17 protein-coding genes and 1 CRISPR repeat array are annotated in these 17365 nt (G+C 29.3%); of the genes, 9 read left to right on the forward strand and 8 right to left on the reverse strand.

Annotated features, from left to right (window positions below; all coding sequences use genetic code 11):
• Position 1: 1 nt before the first annotated feature.
• From cas7c to cas2, 4 genes are read left to right on the forward strand one after another with little or no spacing between them, the layout of a single operon-like run.
• Entirely contained in the window at positions 2-883 is an 882-nt protein-coding gene (cas7c, locus tag ACZ5SO_RS00690) for a type I-C CRISPR-associated protein Cas7/Csd2 (RefSeq protein ID WP_464626072.1), read from the forward strand.
• Complete coding sequence (gene cas4, locus ACZ5SO_RS00695; RefSeq protein ID WP_464626073.1) at positions 883-1548, forward strand: CRISPR-associated protein Cas4; 666 nt, start codon at positions 883-885, stop codon at positions 1546-1548. The genes cas7c and cas4 overlap by 1 nt, the downstream gene beginning before the upstream one ends.
• Positions 1545-2570: a type I-C CRISPR-associated endonuclease Cas1c gene (cas1c, locus tag ACZ5SO_RS00700; protein ID WP_464626074.1), complete on the forward strand. Its 1026-nt coding sequence runs from the start codon at positions 1545-1547 to the stop codon at positions 2568-2570. Before cas4 ends, cas1c begins: the two co-directional genes overlap by 4 nt.
• A gap of 6 nt (positions 2571-2576) precedes the next feature.
• Positions 2577-2867, forward strand: coding sequence for a CRISPR-associated endonuclease Cas2 (gene cas2, locus ACZ5SO_RS00705; RefSeq protein WP_464626076.1), 291 nt, complete (start codon positions 2577-2579; stop codon positions 2865-2867).
• Between the two features lie 148 nt (positions 2868-3015).
• A CRISPR array of direct repeats spans positions 3016-3698; the repeat unit is 31 nt; unit sequence GTCGCTCTTTTATGAGAGTGTGAATTGAAAT.
• 57 nt (positions 3699-3755) lie between these two features.
• Here the strand turns inward: cas2 and ACZ5SO_RS00710 are convergent.
• From ACZ5SO_RS00710 to ACZ5SO_RS00720, 3 genes are read right to left on the reverse strand one after another with little or no spacing between them, the layout of a single operon-like run.
• On the reverse strand, positions 3756-5360 hold the full coding sequence (locus tag ACZ5SO_RS00710) for a phytoene desaturase family protein (RefSeq protein WP_464626078.1): 1605 nt from the start codon (positions 5358-5360) through the stop codon (positions 3756-3758).
• Positions 5360-6298: an SDR family NAD(P)-dependent oxidoreductase gene (locus ACZ5SO_RS00715; RefSeq protein ID WP_464626079.1), complete on the reverse strand. Its 939-nt coding sequence runs from the start codon at positions 6296-6298 to the stop codon at positions 5360-5362. Before ACZ5SO_RS00715 ends, ACZ5SO_RS00710 begins: the two co-directional genes overlap by 1 nt.
• 3 nt (positions 6299-6301) lie before the next feature.
• Positions 6302-6745, reverse strand: a complete 444-nt coding sequence (locus tag ACZ5SO_RS00720) for a nuclear transport factor 2 family protein (RefSeq protein ID WP_464627824.1) — start codon at positions 6743-6745, stop codon at positions 6302-6304.
• 220 nt (positions 6746-6965) lie between these two features.
• Here ACZ5SO_RS00720 and ACZ5SO_RS00725 point away from each other — a divergent pair, with 220 nt between their 5' ends.
• Both ACZ5SO_RS00725 and ACZ5SO_RS00730 read left to right on the forward strand, forming a co-directional pair.
• Positions 6966-8012: a transposase gene (locus tag ACZ5SO_RS00725; RefSeq protein WP_464626080.1), complete on the forward strand. Its 1047-nt coding sequence runs from the start codon at positions 6966-6968 to the stop codon at positions 8010-8012.
• Between the two features lie 46 nt (positions 8013-8058).
• Entirely contained in the window at positions 8059-8295 is a 237-nt protein-coding gene (locus ACZ5SO_RS00730; RefSeq protein ID WP_464624742.1) for a hypothetical protein, read from the forward strand.
• A gap of 375 nt (positions 8296-8670) precedes the next feature.
• Here ACZ5SO_RS00730 and ACZ5SO_RS00735 read toward each other — a convergent pair whose 3' ends face one another.
• Entirely contained in the window at positions 8671-9987 is a 1317-nt protein-coding gene (locus ACZ5SO_RS00735) for an ISL3 family transposase (protein ID WP_464624749.1), read from the reverse strand.
• A 566-nt stretch (positions 9988-10553) separates the two neighbouring features.
• Here ACZ5SO_RS00735 and ACZ5SO_RS00740 point away from each other — a divergent pair.
• From ACZ5SO_RS00740 to ACZ5SO_RS00750, 3 genes are read left to right on the forward strand one after another with little or no spacing between them, the layout of a single operon-like run.
• The gene (locus ACZ5SO_RS00740) at positions 10554-11717 is read left to right on the forward strand and encodes a COG1470 family protein (protein WP_464626081.1); all 1164 of its coding nucleotides are present in this window, start codon (positions 10554-10556) and stop codon (positions 11715-11717) included.
• Between the two features lie 10 nt (positions 11718-11727).
• On the forward strand, positions 11728-12672 hold the full coding sequence (locus tag ACZ5SO_RS00745) for an ABC transporter ATP-binding protein (protein WP_464626083.1): 945 nt from the start codon (positions 11728-11730) through the stop codon (positions 12670-12672).
• Positions 12665-13597 carry an ABC transporter permease gene (locus ACZ5SO_RS00750; protein ID WP_464626084.1) on the forward strand — a complete coding sequence of 311 codons (933 nt, stop codon included), beginning with the start codon at positions 12665-12667 and terminating at the stop codon, positions 13595-13597. Before ACZ5SO_RS00745 ends, ACZ5SO_RS00750 begins: the two co-directional genes overlap by 8 nt.
• A 222-nt stretch (positions 13598-13819) precedes the next feature.
• Here the strand turns inward: ACZ5SO_RS00750 and ACZ5SO_RS00755 are convergent, their stop codons facing one another.
• The 4 genes from ACZ5SO_RS00755 to ACZ5SO_RS00770 form a co-directional block, all read right to left on the reverse strand.
• Complete coding sequence (locus tag ACZ5SO_RS00755) at positions 13820-14329, reverse strand: ferritin (protein WP_464626085.1); 510 nt, start codon at positions 14327-14329, stop codon at positions 13820-13822.
• Between the two features lie 230 nt (positions 14330-14559).
• Entirely contained in the window at positions 14560-14748 is a 189-nt protein-coding gene (locus tag ACZ5SO_RS00760; protein WP_464626087.1) for a heavy-metal-associated domain-containing protein, read from the reverse strand.
• Between the two features lie 3 nt (positions 14749-14751).
• Positions 14752-15051, reverse strand: coding sequence for a metal-sensing transcriptional repressor (locus ACZ5SO_RS00765; protein WP_464626089.1), 300 nt, complete (start codon positions 15049-15051; stop codon positions 14752-14754).
• 11 nt (positions 15052-15062) lie between these two features.
• Entirely contained in the window at positions 15063-17312 is a 2250-nt protein-coding gene (locus ACZ5SO_RS00770) for a heavy metal translocating P-type ATPase (protein ID WP_464626091.1), read from the reverse strand.
• Positions 17313-17365: the final 53 nt, after the last annotated feature.

Raw genomic sequence — 17365 nt, forward strand, 5'->3', positions numbered from 1 at the left:
AATGAGTGATGTAATTAAAAATAGATATGATTTTATGATTTTGTATGATGTGGAGAATGGTAATCCTAATGGAGATCCAGACGCTGGAAATATGCCAAGAGTAGATCCAGAAACTGGTTATGGTATCGTAACAGATGTTTGTATTAAACGAAAAATTCGTAATTATGTTGAAATGAAGATGGAGAATATACCTGGTTATGAAATTTATATAAAACAAGGAGTTCCTTTAAATAATAGTGATAGAAGAGCTTTTTCTTATTTGAATATTAAAGATGATGAAACAAAAAAAATAAAAAACACTGAAAAGGATCGTTTAATACAAAAATATATGTGTGAAAATTTTTATGATATTAGAACATTTGGAGCTGTGATGACTACTTTTGTTAAAAAATCCTTAAATAGTGGGCAAGTAAGGGGCCCAGTACAATTGGGTTTTTCTAGAAGTGTTGAACCTATTGTTCCCCAAGAAGTAACAATAACAAGAGTTGCTATCTCAACTGAAAAAGATGCTGAAAATAAGCAAAATGAAATTGGAAAAAAGTTTATTGTTCCATATGCTCTTTATAAAGTTGAAGGATTTATTTCTGCAAATTTAGCTCGAAAAAATACTGGATTTAATGAAGATGATTTGGAATTGCTTTGGGAAGCTATCTTAAATATGTTTGATAATGACCATTCCGCTGCAAGAGGTAAGATGGCTTGTAGGGAATTGATTATTTTTAAACATGATAATGAACTTGGTCGTTGTCCCTCTCACAAATTATTTGACTTGGTAAGAATAGAGAAAATTAATTCAAATACAGTTGCTAGAAATTATAATGATTATGTTGTTACAATTAATGAAAAATTACCTAATGGTGTGTCTTGTATAAGGAAAAATTGATGGATTACGATGAAGCTGATTTTATATTATTATCAGGTATCCAACATTATACTTTTTGTCCAAGACAATGGTGCTTAATACATATAGAACAACAGTGGGCAGAAAATTATTTCACAACTATTGGAAATTTATTCCATGAGCGGGCTCATAATAATTCTGTACATGAACTCAGAGGTGATACATTAACTGTTAGAAATTTATCTTTAGCTTCTTATCAATTAGGGATAATTGGTAAAAGTGATGTTATAGAATTCAAAAAAAATCAAAATGGGGCTGTTTCTTTAAAAAACTATGATGGTTTATGGGATATATTTCCTGTGGAATATAAGAGCGGTAAAGCTAAAAATAATGATGCTGATAGATATCAAGTTGTTGCCCAAGCATTATGTCTTGAAGAAATATTTAATTGTAAAATAAAAAGGGGGTTTCTCTATTATGGTAAAACTCATAATAGAGAAATCATTGAAATTGATAAATATCGAGATTATGTAATTAAATGTTTTTCGGAAATGCATAAGTTATTAAATAGAGGCACATGCATTAAAGCATATTATTCAACAAAATGTAAGGGATGTTCTTTCATTGATGTTTGTATGCCTAAATTAAAAACAAAACTAAATATTAAAGAGTACATAGGAAAGATATACGAGGACGATGTGTTATGAAAAAAATATTAAATACATTATTTGTACTATCTGAAGACAGCTATATATCATTAGAAGGCGAAGATGTAGTAATCAATGAGAATTCTAAAATTAAAGCAAAATATCCTTTACATATTTTTGAAAATATTTTGTCTTTTTCTTATGCTGGTGCAAGCCCTGCTTTGATGGGGAAATGCGGTGAGTTAGGTATTGGTTTAAGTTTTTTTAAGCCAAATGGAAAATTTTTAGCGAGTAGTAATGGTAGAATTCATGGTAATGTTTTGCTTAGAAGGCAACAATATAGAATCAGTGATGATTGGCAAATAAAGAATAAGATTTCAAAAATAATATTAGCTTCAAAATTTTATAATAGTCGATGGGTTATAGAACGTTTTACCAGAGATCATCCTTTACAAGTTGATGTTAAATTGTTAAAAAAGATATCTACAAATTTATATGAGGGAATATTATTAACTAAAGATTGTAATGATGCCAAATCACTTTTAGGATTAGAAGGAGATTTAGCTAGACAGTATTTTGGCATATTTGATGAATTAATTTTGAATAAAGAATTTAATTTTGATAAACGGTCAAGACGGCCACCTCTAAATGAAGTGAATGCACTTCTATCATTTGGCTATACTATAATTACGAATGAATGTTCAAATGCCTTATTAGGTGTTGGATTGGATCCATATGTTGGCGTGTTTCATACTGAACGACCAGGTCGTATTTCTTTAGCTTTGGATTTAGTGGAATCATTAAGAGCTCCTTTTGTTGATAAATTTACTCTGATGTTAATTAACAAGAAGTTAATAAAAAAAGAACATTTTATAGAAGAGGAAAGTGGAGCTGTTTTATTGAATGATAAAGGTCGAAAAGTATTTTTTAAGTATTGGCAAGAAAAGAAAAAAGATAAGATTTTTCATCCTATTATTAAAGAAAAAGTAAGTTGGGGATTAGTTCCTTATATACAAGCATTGCTTTTTGCAAGATATATTAGAGGGGATTTTGAAGACTATCCACCTTTTTTATGGAAATAGAAAATTATGTTGATATTAATAACTTATGATATACAAACAGATAATGATGAAGGAAGACGTAGATTAAGACAAGTTGCTAAACTTTGTGAAAATTATGGGCAACGTGTGCAGTTTTCAGTTTTTGAGTGTGATTTGTCATATTCCCAATATTTGATATTTCGTAGAGATTTGCTTAAAATAATAGATGAAAATAAGGATTCAATAAGAATTTGTCGATTAGGGACTAATTTTAAAGATAAAATAGAACATTATGGTAAAAAAGAATCTTATGATACAGAAGGGTTTATTTTTGTTTGAGTGCGATTAGGTGGCTTACATTAAATTATTGCTTTATTCGCACTAAAAAAAGATGCTAAATTTTATTATGTGTTTATTTTTCTTTACTTTTGTGATTAAAATAATTGACAATTTTATTAAAATGTTGTTTTTTGCACAACATTTAGCTGTCGCTCTTTTATGAGAGTGTGAATTGAAATAGTAACTTTTCTAGGTGTATTATCGAACACGTCGTCGCTCTTTTATGAGAGTGTGAATTGAAATTTCTGAATGGTAACTGATTGGTGGAATTTTTACTGTCGCTCTTTTATGAGAGTGTGAATTGAAATTACGATGATGATTTGCAATCACAAGCATTGAGCGGTCGCTCTTTTATGAGAGTGTGAATTGAAATGAACAGGTTAGTTTTACTTTTAGAGTAAAAGCACGTCGCTCTTTTATGAGAGTGTGAATTGAAATACAATATGAAATACAAGAATACGCAAACGCTATAGTCGCTCTTTTATGAGAGTGTGAATTGAAATTCTTTACAAACTTTCAAATGATCATAATAATATTGTCGCTCTTTTATGAGAGTGTGAATTGAAATAGGAATGAGCGCAAAGCGTGATGTTGCTGAACCGTCGCTCTTTTATGAGAGTGTGAATTGAAATTCCAATTACTAGTACCTACTCGTACACCAGTCCAGGTCGCTCTTTTATGAGAGTGTGAATTGAAATTGTTAATAATCCAAGCTCTACAAATCTATTAGTTTGTCGCTCTTTTATGAGAGTGTGAATTGAAATCTTTTTACTGAGCGTTTTTAACGTAATTGTTGGAAAGTCGCTCTTTTATGAGAGTGTGAATTGAAATTGACATGCAAACTTTTATTAAAATATTCAAACTTTCCGTGCCGGTTCACAATAGTATTTATTTTTTGTTATTTTTTATAATTAGATCTGCAGCATACCAACCTGTAAGAATTGCAGTTGGAATTCCAGCAGGGCTATAAGCCCATTGTCCCGCTTTTAAAATATTAGGAAGCGGGGTTTTTACAGCTTTTGGAATTTTTAAAATGCTATGGACAACTGGAACTTTCTTTTCATAAGTCCATCCTGTGATAGCACCATCAGAAGTTTTTACATTTTTGTTATAACTTAGTGGGGTAAAAGAGAAACTAAATAGTATTTTATCTTTAATTCCCGGGTAAAGAGAGGTTTGTAATATCTCAATCAATATATTTTCAACTTCTTTTTTAAATTCATCATACCAACCTTGTTGATCGATTTTCTTTACTAGGTCGTAGTCAAAAAATATGTTAGCAATTAAACCAGATTGATTACTTGGTGCAAGGTTTTTATCTCTTAACCCAGGTATAGAAATTTCTATCGTATTTAATTTACAGAATTTCTCGACCCAAGCTAAGATATCTTTTTTATCTAAAGAGTCAAAATTATTTAAAAGATTTTTTAATTCTTTTTTATTAGTCTCCCCTAAACCTGTTTTTTTAGGGGTATATAAAAAATGTCCATGAGAAATATTTTTGAAGTAAGATAATGGTTTATCAACAGCTAAGTACAGAGAAAAAACAGAATCTCCCCCTCTGCTAGTTAAGAGTAAATCCCTTTGTTTTAGAACTTTATTTTTAATTTTTTGATTTAAAGTAGAATAGTCAACAATTGAATAAAGTTGTTTTAAATCTGCTCCCCATATTAGTTTTGAATATTTATAAATTTTACCATTCTTATCTGAGACTGTGTTTTCATTTGAATTAACACTGGTAATTAAGGTGTTTGTACAAATCTTACCCCCGTTTTCAATTACTTTGTCAGTTAATTTTTCAGTTAATTTGCCTGTGCCACCTTTTGGGTATAAATATTCTTGATATACATAAAAATAACCTAAGGCAAAGAAAGTAGGGGTCTTTTTGAAAAAATGTTGACTAATCATGTCTATTAAAGATTGATTAGTAGTATACCTTTTAAGAAATTCATCTATTGGTTTATTTCTAAATTCCATATGCAATATAGCTAAGAGAAATTTTCCAAACCAGGGCATTAGTTGATGTATGAGATAATCCTTATCATGAGTGAAATCTTCTTTAAATATAGGATTATCAAAGCCATAAATGACTTTCATACTTTTCGTAATTCTTTTTATAACCTTAAATATTTTATTAATATCTTTTGTATTTTCTGGAAATTTTTCAATTAATAATGCTTTATATTTTTTTATATCCTCACTTTCGCTCATTGATAAGATATCTTTTTCAATTCCTAAAGAAACTTGACTTTTTAGTAGTTCTATCTCAATACCTAAATCTTTTAATAAAGGTTTTACAACACCTGAATTTTCAATCGATCTTGCTCCAACATCAAAGGTAAACCCATCTCGATTGAAGGAGCTTATTAAGCCACCACATTTTTCACTTTGTTCAAGGATTGTAACGTTATAGCCTTCTCTTGAAAGGTAAGCTGCAGCAGTTAAGCTAGCAAGTCCAGCACCTACTATAATAATCGATTCATCTTTATTCATCATTCTAGTCCTAATAGAGATTTAGTTTTATCCCATAATTTCCAAGCCATATCAGTATCTAAAGCATGGGGAGCAGGTATTTCTTTTGTTGTAAGATTGTAAAAATGTCCATTTTCTTTTTCGGTTTCTTTAGATACTCCTAAGTAATATAACGCTTTAGCTGATATTTTAGGAGATCTAGCAGAGGGTAGAACAAAATTATGTTTGAACATCTTATATAGTTTTCCGTTATTTTCTCCCATATTGCTTTTTACATTACCAGGGTGCATTGCATTAAGTGTTACACCTGTTCCTTCATAATATTTAGAAAATGTTATTAAGGATAGAAGTTGAGCAGTCTTTGCAACACCATATCCTTTCAATCCAGTGTAATGATGTTTATTCCAATCTAGATCATCTAATCTGATTCCAGCTATTGCAAATCTATGGCCTTCTGAATTTACATATATAATCCTAGCTTTATCTTGCGATGATAATTTGTTTTTAAGCATATAATTAAGAATAAAAGAACTTAAATAATTAACTTGAAAGACTTTCTCAAAGCCATCATCTGTTAAGACTCTTTTTGTTTGATATACTCCAGCATTGTGAATTAATATATCTATAGGATCTTTTAGAGCAGATAGTTTTTTCCCTAAATCAAATACGTCAGATAGTTTTGTATAATCAGCAATAAAATATTTACAAGTTATATTAAATTGTTCTTTAAACTTATTACATTGAGAAATTGTTTTTTTTTCATTTCTGTTAATTAGTAAAAGGTTTGCACCATTAGCTGCATAGATTTTTGCTGTTTCATAACCAATCCCTGAAGTTGTTCCAGAAATTACTACGAATTTACCTAAGCAAGAGTCATTACATATATAAGGGTCCCTTTTGTCATTTTTCATCATAGCCCCAATATTTGACCATTTATATTCTTTTAAGTATTTATTCATATTTTATCCAAACTTTTTTCTCATAAATTTTCTGTAGTGCTTATTAAATCTAGGGATGTTATCAAAAATATCTCCCCAAAGATCATAATAATCTCTCTGTTCAATTATCATTCTATTATCATTTAATGTGACTCTGCTTAAGCCAAAAATTGATGAGTTGGGGTATTTTTTAAAGCTTAATGTCATTTCCCATTCTAGAACGATAAGATTTTCATCCTCTAATGCATGACTAACCTTCATTTTTAAATCTTTAGATCTATCTGTAAGACGTTTAGTCATAGCTTCAAATTCTTTTTTCCCATGGATTTCTTGAACAGTGTCTTTGAAAAAAATATTATCATCATAATATGGAAGGATATGAGACCAATCAGGTCTACCTTCTGTGTTATATATATCAGTCCATAAGTTGATAAGGTGGTTTTTATCTAGTATTTTGTATGTAGAAATATTATTCCTCCTTTCCTAAAGTAGTTTTTCATAATGAAGTATCAAAAATATGAAAAAAGTTAGTAATAAAATCAAAAATCTGAACTTATTTTTAAATCCTGAATCCGTATAGAATACAAAATAAGTAAAATATATCAACATATGTATAGTAAATTATAGACTAAAAAAGCCTCTTATGTTACAATTAAATTATCACAAAAAACGTAACAGGAGAGGCCAAATGATTGATTTTGATTCTACAACAATTACACTAGAGAGTAAAGCAGGTTTAAACTTAATTTCTAAAATTTTAACATTTGCAATGATGAAAGTTAATGATAATGCTGAATATGATTTGGATACCCTTAAATCTAAAAGTCTTTTAGAAAATGAAACTATATATAAAACCTTAGTTGGTTTAAACTCTATGGGATTTACTAATTTTTCTGATGTAGAGCAATTTAGAAATAATGAAGTATTTAAAGAATGTTTAAATCTTAAATTCACTCCTGCTCAAGAAACACTAAGATTGTATTTAGAGAAAGAACGTAGTGCAAATTTTATTGAACATTGTAATTTAGTTAATATTGAATTACTAAAGAAAGTTTCTTTCCCATGTGAAAAGATAAGTGAAAAATATATTCCATTAGATTTTGATGTAACACCTATGATTAATCCTAAATGCAATAAAGAAGAATGTTCTAGAACATATAAAGGGGAAGATGGGTTTGCACCACTTATGAGTTACTTAGGCTCTTATTGTATTGGAGCTGAACTTAGACCTGGAAAACAACATTCTCAAAAAGATTCAATACCGTTTGTTCAAAAGGTATTGGATAATGCTAAAGAGATACTTACTTTAGAAGATTATAGTAAAGTGTTGTGTAGATTTGATAGTGGTCATGATAGTGTAGAAACTATTAATGTACTTGATAAAAATAATGTTAACTTTATTATCAAGAAAAAATGTAGAAGAAACGACTATTCACAAGATTTATTAGAAAGAGCTAAATCATTATATGATAAAAAGATATCATATGATTATAGACAAACAACTGTATACTATGGTTATTTTACCCAAATGTATCCAGTAGGAAAAGAAGATGTTACAAATAAATCTCAAATAGCATTTAAGATAAAAGAGATTTATGAAGATAAAAAAGGTAATATATTATTATTTCCAGAAATAGAAGTAGAGCTTTATTGGACTAACCTTATTGAAGATGCAATAACAGTAGTTAATCTATATCATGATCATGCAACAAGTGAACAATATCTAAAAAACTGATTTAAACTTTGAAAGATTAGCAGCTATTACTAATGCTTATAACATTTTGAGAATAATTGGAGATATTACATTATTAAATCAATTCTATTTACCTGAAGGAACTAAGGGTAATAAAGATAGAATTAGAATGAAGACAATATTAAGAGATATTATTTATACTTGTGCTAGATATATGAGAAAAGGAAGGAATATGGTACTTCGGCTATATAATAATAATCCTTGGACAGAGTTGTTAGTAAGAATTGATAAAATTATTAACATATATTTTTTGCTTTCTGTTTAACACTCAAATAATATAAATACAAAACAACAGAAATAATACTTCTAATATCAATTAGAAGAGTTTAGTATGACTGAAAAAAGTTGTATTTGGAAAAAATTAAAAATATTATTCTTTCTTCTATCAAAATAATGGAATAAAATGTAAAAATAGAAATTGCTAAAACAAATAGACAAGATAAAATCCGTACAACAAAATAATTCAATTATAAAATAGCCAAAAATTAGCTATAATTATCAATTATTAAGATTTATACGGATTTAGGTAAATATATAATATCAATAAAAAATATGATTAAATAAATAAATTTGGGTCTTCTAACCTATATGTGGGTTAGATCCTATTAATTTTCTTGTTAAGTCCCTTTGTTAACTGATTTTATCTGTTAGCTAAAGGGATTTTTATGTTGCTACAAACCAAAAGTACATAATTGAGTAAATTATTTATGTTTCTAAACCCGTAAGCTCTTCTAATACAGAGTTTTATTTTGTTATTTAAAGCCTCAGTTTTTGCATTGCTAATATTGTATGTTCTAGTTGCCATAATAGCATCATAGTGTCGTTTTATTTTTCTTCCAAGATCTATAAAACTTGGTATTCTGCATCTTCTAGCCCAAGATAACCATGAATCTAAATGCTCTTTAACTTCATCTATATCATCAAGCTTGAATATAAATCTAAGCTCTTCTTTTAGCCTATATGCTCTATATAATTGATTATCATTAAGCTTTATCATTTCCAATTTTTCTCTCTGATTTTTTGTTAAGTTTTCAGGGTTCTTGCGTAAGGCAAATTTAGAATTTTTTATAATCTTTGATTCATCTATTGGTTTCTCATCTCCTTTCTTAGGTTGTCCTCTACCTCGCTTCTTTGGTTTTCCTTCCTTCTGTTCAAGTATTGCTCTTGCTCTTTGAGAAGCAGCTTTTCTTACATCATCAAGTGCAACTTGTGCCCAAGAGATAGTATGAAAAGGATCAATACAACGCTCTGCATTAGGGATATATTTATCAAGACAAGCCTTTATCCATCTAGCTCCATCACCACTGACAGTCTTAATAGATGCTCTCTGTTCTGGACTTAAATATTCAAAGAATTTAGATAAAGTATTTTGATTATGTCCTTCCTCTGCCCATATAACTGTACTATCATCGTTATTTACAACTGTTGTAATATAATTATGTCCTTTTTTATAGCTAGTCTCATCAATTCCAATATTAACTAAATTGTTAAACCTATCTTCATAATTAGGAGCAATATCCCATAATACTCTATTAATAATATCACCAACAGTATTCCAAGAAACACCCATAAACTCTGATAATGTTTTCTTGCTTAAATTAAAAGCTAACCAGGCTACTTGATTTTCAAAATCTTTAGTAAATCTAGAGTTATGCCTAGCCCAAGGAACTGCTGCAGTTATAACACCATGTTCTGAACAAGTTACTCTATTAGTATTAGCTAGGACATATACAGGAATATTTCCAACATTAAGTGATCTCCATTTTCGAGGAGTTCTCTTTTTGTCATATCCTGGTAATCTTCTACCACAGATTGGGCATTTATTCTGCTCTTTTTTATATGGTTCTACATGAATAAAAAGTTCTTTAATATTACTGGAATTTGTAATTAATTCCCAACTTTTAACTTTTACATTATTGACACCGATTAATTCTTTTAATAAGCTCGTTCTAGTCACTGGTTATACCTCTTTTGTTGGTTTGTAGTAAAACTACAATAGACGATAACTGGTGACTTTTTCAATAAATTCCTTAAAAAAACTAATATCTGTATTCTTTATTTCTTTCTTTTTTCCTTTCTTTTTCAATTCTCAATTATAAAATTTACCCACACTTACTGATGAAGCCTCATAAATTTTAAAATTCATCTTTTGTTAGTTTACCATATCATATGAGAGTGTCAAAGAATTATTTTTATAAAGATAGAAGGATAATTGGGTAATAATATAAAAATTAAGTATAAAAAATTTTAATGATAATAGGATTAATTGAGTAATTTTTTTTATTTTGACACTTGTTCACTACTATTTTATTTATTATTTTATAATATATAATTTACGAAAATATCATTAATACTTAACATTATATGTTACAAAATATTTGATAAAATTGAACTTAATGAAGAAAAATGTCAAAAATATGGGGAAAGATTAAAGAAAAATGAAAACTTAATGAACTGTATTGATTCATGAATAATTCGAGCTATAAATTTATTTTAATAATAATATATGGAGGAATATTTATCATGAAAAACAGAAAACTTTTAGTATCATTTTTAGTTTTAATTTTGATATTAAGTTCATCTATTTTTGCTTCTTCTTACGAAGGTCTTTCTGTTTCTACAGAATATCCTTCTCTAAATGTTGATGACTCATCAATGATTACATTTGATTTATCCATCAAGAACTATCAAATTACTCCTTCTAGAGTTGATTTGTCAGTTTCTAATTTACCTGACGGTTGGGAATCACAATTTGTCGGTGGTGGTGGTAAAATTAATGCTGTTTTCTCTGACCAGGATAAACCAGTTACTGCTCAGCTCTGGCTTATTCCTCCCAAAGATGTTGAGAGTGGAAGATATGATATTTCAGTAGAAGCTACTACTGCAGAAGGCTATTCTTATACGTTGCCTCTTACTGTTTATCTAGGACAAAAAATACCACAAAGATTATCAATAGAAAGTGAATTAGATGAATTAGAAGGTAATCCTGGTTCCGATTTTAGTTTTGAAGTAACTATTAAAAATAATAGTGCTGCATCAACATTTATGGATCTGGCATCAGAAGCACCAACAGGATTTAAAACAACTTTTAAAACTCAATATGGTACAAAAGAAATAAATACTTTAACCATTGATGCTGGAAAATCTTCAACGTTAAAAGTTACTGTTACACCTCCTCAAGGTGTTGAAGAGGGTGAATATCCTGTATCTGTTATTGCTAAGGCTGCAACTACAAGCGCAACTTCACAAGTTAATTTGAAAATTAAAGGTCAAGATAGTTTAAGTTTATCAGGTACTGATGGATTGCTAAGTTTTTCAGCGGTAGCAGGAAAAGAAAAAACTTTTACTCTTGAGTTGAAAAATACGGGAACCGCTGAAGCAGAAGATGTAAGTTTAAGATCCTCAAGCCCATCAAACTGGAAAGTATCTTTCATTCCTGAAAAAGTTGAAAGTATTGCAGCAGGTGATACTGCTGAAGTTCAAATGAATGTTACTCCAGCTTCTGAAGCAATTACTGGAGATTATCAAATGACAGTAACAGCAACTTCTAGTACTTCAGCAAAAGACTCTGCTCAATTTAGAGTAACAGTTAAAACTGCTTCCACTTGGGGTATTATTTCAATCATAATTATAGCTGCTGCTGTAATAATTTTACTATTGGCAACAAGAAAATTCGGTAGAAGATAGGAGATTAATTATGGAAACTGCAAAAGTTTTGCAAATAAATAATCTCACTAAAAAATATTCTAACGGAGTTACTGCTGTTAATAATTTGAGCTTGAGCATAAATAAAGGTGAAATCTTTGGATTATTAGGCCCAAATGGTAGTGGTAAAACAACTACACTTTTAATGGTTTTAGGTTTAATTGAACCAACTCAGGGTGATATTTCTGTCCTTGATTTGAATCCTTTTAAAGAACCTTTAAAAGTTAAAAGTCGTATAGGTTACCTACCTGATAGTGTTGGGTTTTATGAAGATATGACTGCCTATGAAAATATAGAATATACATCTAAACTTTTAGGAATCCCAAAAGACCTTAGAGAAAAACTAATTAAAGAAACTTTAGCTAAAATGGGACTAGAAGATAGGATGAATGAAAAGGTTTCTAATTTTTCACATGGAATGAAACAACGTCTTGGGTTAAGTGAGATTATTATAAAACAACCTGAGATTGCCATCCTAGACGAACCAACCCAAGGTTTAGATCCTAAGAGTATAATGGACTTTTTAGATATAATTAAAAGATTGAATAAAGAAGAAGGAATGACAATTTTAATTTCTTCTCATCAGTTAAACGAAGTTCAGTATATTTGTGATAATGTAGGGTTGTTTTCTAAGGGAGAGCTTCTTGCTAAGGGTAGTGTAAAAAATCTCTCCAAAGAAATTTATGGAGATGATTTTCTCATAGAATTGGATATAACCTCCAAGAGAGATATTTCTGATGTTTTGAAACAGAAAAAAGAAATTAAAGATTTTAGTTCTAATAATGGTATATGGAATCTTAGATGTTCTAAGGACATAAGAAGTGATTTGGTTAAGATCCTTGTAGATAAAAATATAAATATTAACAAAATTGCAACTTATGAACATTCTCTCGAAGAGGTTTATAGCCAATATTATAAGGGAGGAGTTTATGAGTAAAAAAGAATCTTCCCTAACGGGATTTTCAGTAGTTTTTGAAAAAGAGTTCTACGATATAATGAGGTCTGTAAGATTTATTGTAATGCTAGTTTTAATATTATCAACTGCAGCAATCAGTCTCTATATATCAGCTCAAACTATTAAAAACTATGTAAGTGAAGATAGTTTTTTACTATTAACTTTCTTTACTACGAGTAAAGACGTTTTTCCCTCATTTTTAAGTCTAATGTCGTTTTTAATTCCAATTTTAGGAATCTCATTAGGCTTTGATGCTGTAAATAAGGAATTTTCTCAAAAGACATTGGGTAGACTTCTGTCCCAACCTATTTTTAGAGATGTTTTATTATTTGCAAAGGCTTTAGGAGCCCTAGGTGCTTTGGCAATTATGCTTTTGAGCTTGTTCCTTTTAGTAATAGGGGCTGGGATGTTGATTTTTGGTGTACCACCAACAACAGAACAAATTGGAAGAGCATTAGTTTTCTACTTTATAACTCTTTTGTATGCTGGTATTTGGTACATTATAGCAATGTTCTTCTCAATTACCTATAAGCAAGGCTCAACTTCAGCCTTTCTCTCTATAGCTCTATGGCTCTTCTTAATGATATTTTGGTCACCTCTATCTCAGTTGATAGCGTATAATGTTGCTTCTAATCAGTATACTGCTATGAATATCTATTCATCTTTATCAAATGTATCTCCTTACATTTTGTTTAATAAAGCAGCAATAGCAATATTAAGACCTACAACTAGATCTTTAGGACCTGTATTATTCTATCAAATGGAAGGAGTAATATCTGGAACGCCATTGCCTTTCTCACAGAGCCTTTTGCTAATTTGGCCACAGATAACTGAATTTATTGCATTAATAATCCTTATTTTTACTTTTGGATATATTAAATTCCAAAGAAAGGAAATAAGGATGTAATATAAATCTCACATTTGATAGCAAAAATGTCATCAAGGCTTCTTTGAATAAAGTTTTATTCAAAGAAGAAATAAAATCACTTCCAAATTTAGTTTTAAATTTACTAGTTTGGAAGTGATTTTTTTTGGTTTTTAAATTTAGGTTGTGTTTTATAAATATTTAGCGCAAAAATAAAAAAGCCCCACTGATAAATATCAATGGGGAATAATAATTTTTAAATTTTTATAAAACTAGAGAAGGTGCTGCATAAGTTCGGCGAGCAAGTTCTTGGTCTAATAGATATAAACCTTTACCACCTTTTCCAATTAATTCAGCTTTTTTGATTAAATCATTAGCACTAGTTTCTTCTTCGCCTTGTTCTTTTACGAACCAGTCTAAGAATTGAGTTGTTCTAAAATCTTTATCTTCTAAAGCTTTTGCATAAATATTATTTATAGAAGCTGTTATGTATTTTTCATGGGCTAGACCAGCTTTTAGTACTGCTAATTCATTTTCCCAAGAATTTTCTGGTTTTTTAATAAGATCAAATGTGACTTTTTCATCGTTGTTTTGTAAGAACTTAACTATTAACATAGCATGATCTCTTTCTTCTTGAGCTTGTACATAGTACCAGTTAGCAAATCCACTTAAGCCTTGATCTTCACAATAGTTAGACATACTTAAATATAAATATGCTGAAAAAAATTCTTTATTAATTTGTTCATTTAATAGAGCTGCTATTTGTTTATTCATTTTTCTCTCCTTGTTTAGTAATATTAATTACTATGATTAGTAATTAATTTATATTAACATCTAAGTTTGAATAGTTAAAGTTGTTTTTATACTTATAAGTTAAATTATGGTTATAAATATCTATTTTTTAAAAAAGTATTGAATTGTGAAATATATTAGTCTCTTAAATATGACAAATAGTTAATGGATAAAAAATCCGAAGCAGTCTTTTTGCTCCGGATCTATTAGTATTAAACCACTTTTGCAGGAAATCCTAAATCATCTAGAATTTCCATAGCTGTGTTTTTGTTTTCTTCATCAACTTTTACAGTTTTATTTTCAAGGGAAATTTCTGCTTTAATTTTTGCATTAGTTAAAGCTTTTTCGATTCTCATAGTACAATGGCTGCATTGTATATCTTCAACGTGTAATGTTATCATATTTTACCTCATTAATTTTTTTAATGTTACAAGTAATTCATCAATTACTTCATCTTCATTATCATTTTTTATTCCATCAACCACACATGTTTTTATGTGATTGCTTAATAATTCTTTATTAAAAGCATTTAAAGCCGATTGGATAGCAGAAACCTGAGTTAATATATCAGTACAGTAAGTCTCATTTTCAACCATTTTCTTTATACCTCGAACTTGGCCTTCAATTCTGCTTAATCTATTTAATAGTGATTTAACCTCAATATCATCTCTGTGTTTTTTCTTAGTACATACACACTCATTCATATCTTTTCTCCCTAGTCAATTTTCTTTAATCTTAATCTTAAAGCATTCGTTACAACAAATATAGAGCTTAGTGACATTGCAAAACTTCCAATCATAGGGTTTAGTAAAAAACCACCTAATGCAAATAAGAGGCCAGCTGCTATAGGTATTCCTAATGAGTTGTAAAAAAATGCCCAAAACAAGTTTTGTTTAATATTTCTAATAGTGAGCTTGCTAAGTTTATATGTCTTAAATACATCGAGTAAATTATTTTTCATTAGTACTACATCTGCAGATTCTATTGCTATATCACTACCGTTGCCTATTGCGAAACCGATATTAGCTTGGACAAGCGCTGGAGCGTCATTAATTCCATCTCCCACCATTATAACTTTGTTTCCTTCTCTTTGATATTTTTCTACGACTTTTGCTTTTTCTGTTGGTAAAACTTCAGCTTCTACATAATCTATATTAACTTCTTTAGCTATGGAATGTGCTGTTTTCTTATTATCGCCTGTAAGCATAACAACTTTTAAATTTTGTGATTTTAGTTTAGATACAGCCTCAATACTACTAGATTTAATTGTATCAGCAACACTAATTATTGCTAAAAGTTTCCCATCTATTGCCAAGCACATTGGTGTTTGTCCTTTATCTGCAAAAGCTGTTATTTTATTATCAAATTGTGAAGTATCTATATTGTTTTCATCCATAAGTTTTTTATTTCCAATAAGAATTTCTTTGAAATTATTCAAAGTTGCTTTAATCCCTTTTCCTGAAATATTATCAAACTCATTGATTTCTAAATTGCTAGTAATTTTTGATTCTTCCATTTTTGTAACAATTGCCTTGCTTAATGGATGTTGTGATACTTTTTCAACAGTACCAGCAATTTCTAAAACTTCTTTTTCATCTAAAGATGGAGAATATATTTGTGTTACTTTTGGATGTCCTTCTGTAATTGTTCCAGTTTTATCTAAGATTACAATTTTTGCATTATGAATATCTTCTAAAGCTTCTCCACTTCTAATTAATATCCCATTACTAGCTCCAACTCCAGTTGAAACCATTATTGCTGTTGGAGTTGCAAGCCCTAAAGCACAAGGACAGGCGATAACTAAAACTGAAGTGAAAATATTTAGGGCAAAGCTTAAGTCTTTTCCTAATAATAACCAAACTAATGCAGCTATTATTGCAATGGCTATTACAATTGGTACAAAAATCCCTGCAACTTTATCTGCTATTTTAGATATAGGAGCTTTTTTTCCTTGGGCATCTTCAACAAATTTTATAATTTTAGAAAGAGTTGTTTCCTCTCCAACTCTAGTAACTTTAACATAAAGAATACCATCAGAGTTTAAACTTCCTCCTACAACTTCATCTTTTACTGTTTTGTTTATAGGTAAACTTTCCCCAGTTAGCATCGATTCATCTACTGTGCTATACCCTTTAATAACAATTCCATCAAGAGGAATTTTGCTCCCGGGTTTTACTAATACAATATCATTAGGTTTAACGTTTTCAATTTCAACTGTCTTGTATTTGTTTTTCTCTATATCTTCAACAAGCAAAGCTGTATCAGGTTTTAACTCAATAAGTTTTTTAATAGCGTCTTTTGTCTTTCGCTTACTATTTCCTTCAAAATATTTTCCAAGTGAAATAAAAGTGAGAACCATTGCTGCAGCATCGAAATATAGGGTATTAATTGCTAAAGGGAAATCTTGGAATAAAAAAGACATTACAATGCTATATATAAATGAAGCACTAACACTAATTGCTACAAGAGAGTCCATATTGGGATTTGCATGGAGTAATGATTTAAATCCATTAATTATATATTTTTTTCCTATAACTAATATTGGAATTGTGATTAATATTTGTAGTAATATCCAGTTTGATGGATGGCTAATTCTATTGAATATATCAAAAATTGGGAGCTTTATCATATGTCCCATAGAAACATACATTAAAAGAATAGAAAGACATATAGAAATTATTAGACCTTGCTTTACTTTTTTTTCAGCTTCATCTTCTTGATCTAATTTCTTATCTTTTTTAGCTTCATTCTCTTTTTCAGCTTTATGTATGCCAAAGCCAGCTTTTTCAACTTTTTCAATTATTAAAGAGGGTTCAACTTTATTTTCATCATATATAATTGTCATTTTGTTTGTTGCAAGATTTACATCACTTCTTTCAACTCCTTCAAGTTTTCTAGTGACTCTTTCAACAGCACTACTACAAGCAGCACAAGACATTCCTTCTATTTCATATACTTCTTTCATAATAATCTCCTGATTATACCCTATGAGGGTATATAAAATATATACCCATTGGG

It is taken from the genome of Pleomorphochaeta naphthae (assembly GCF_055396005.1).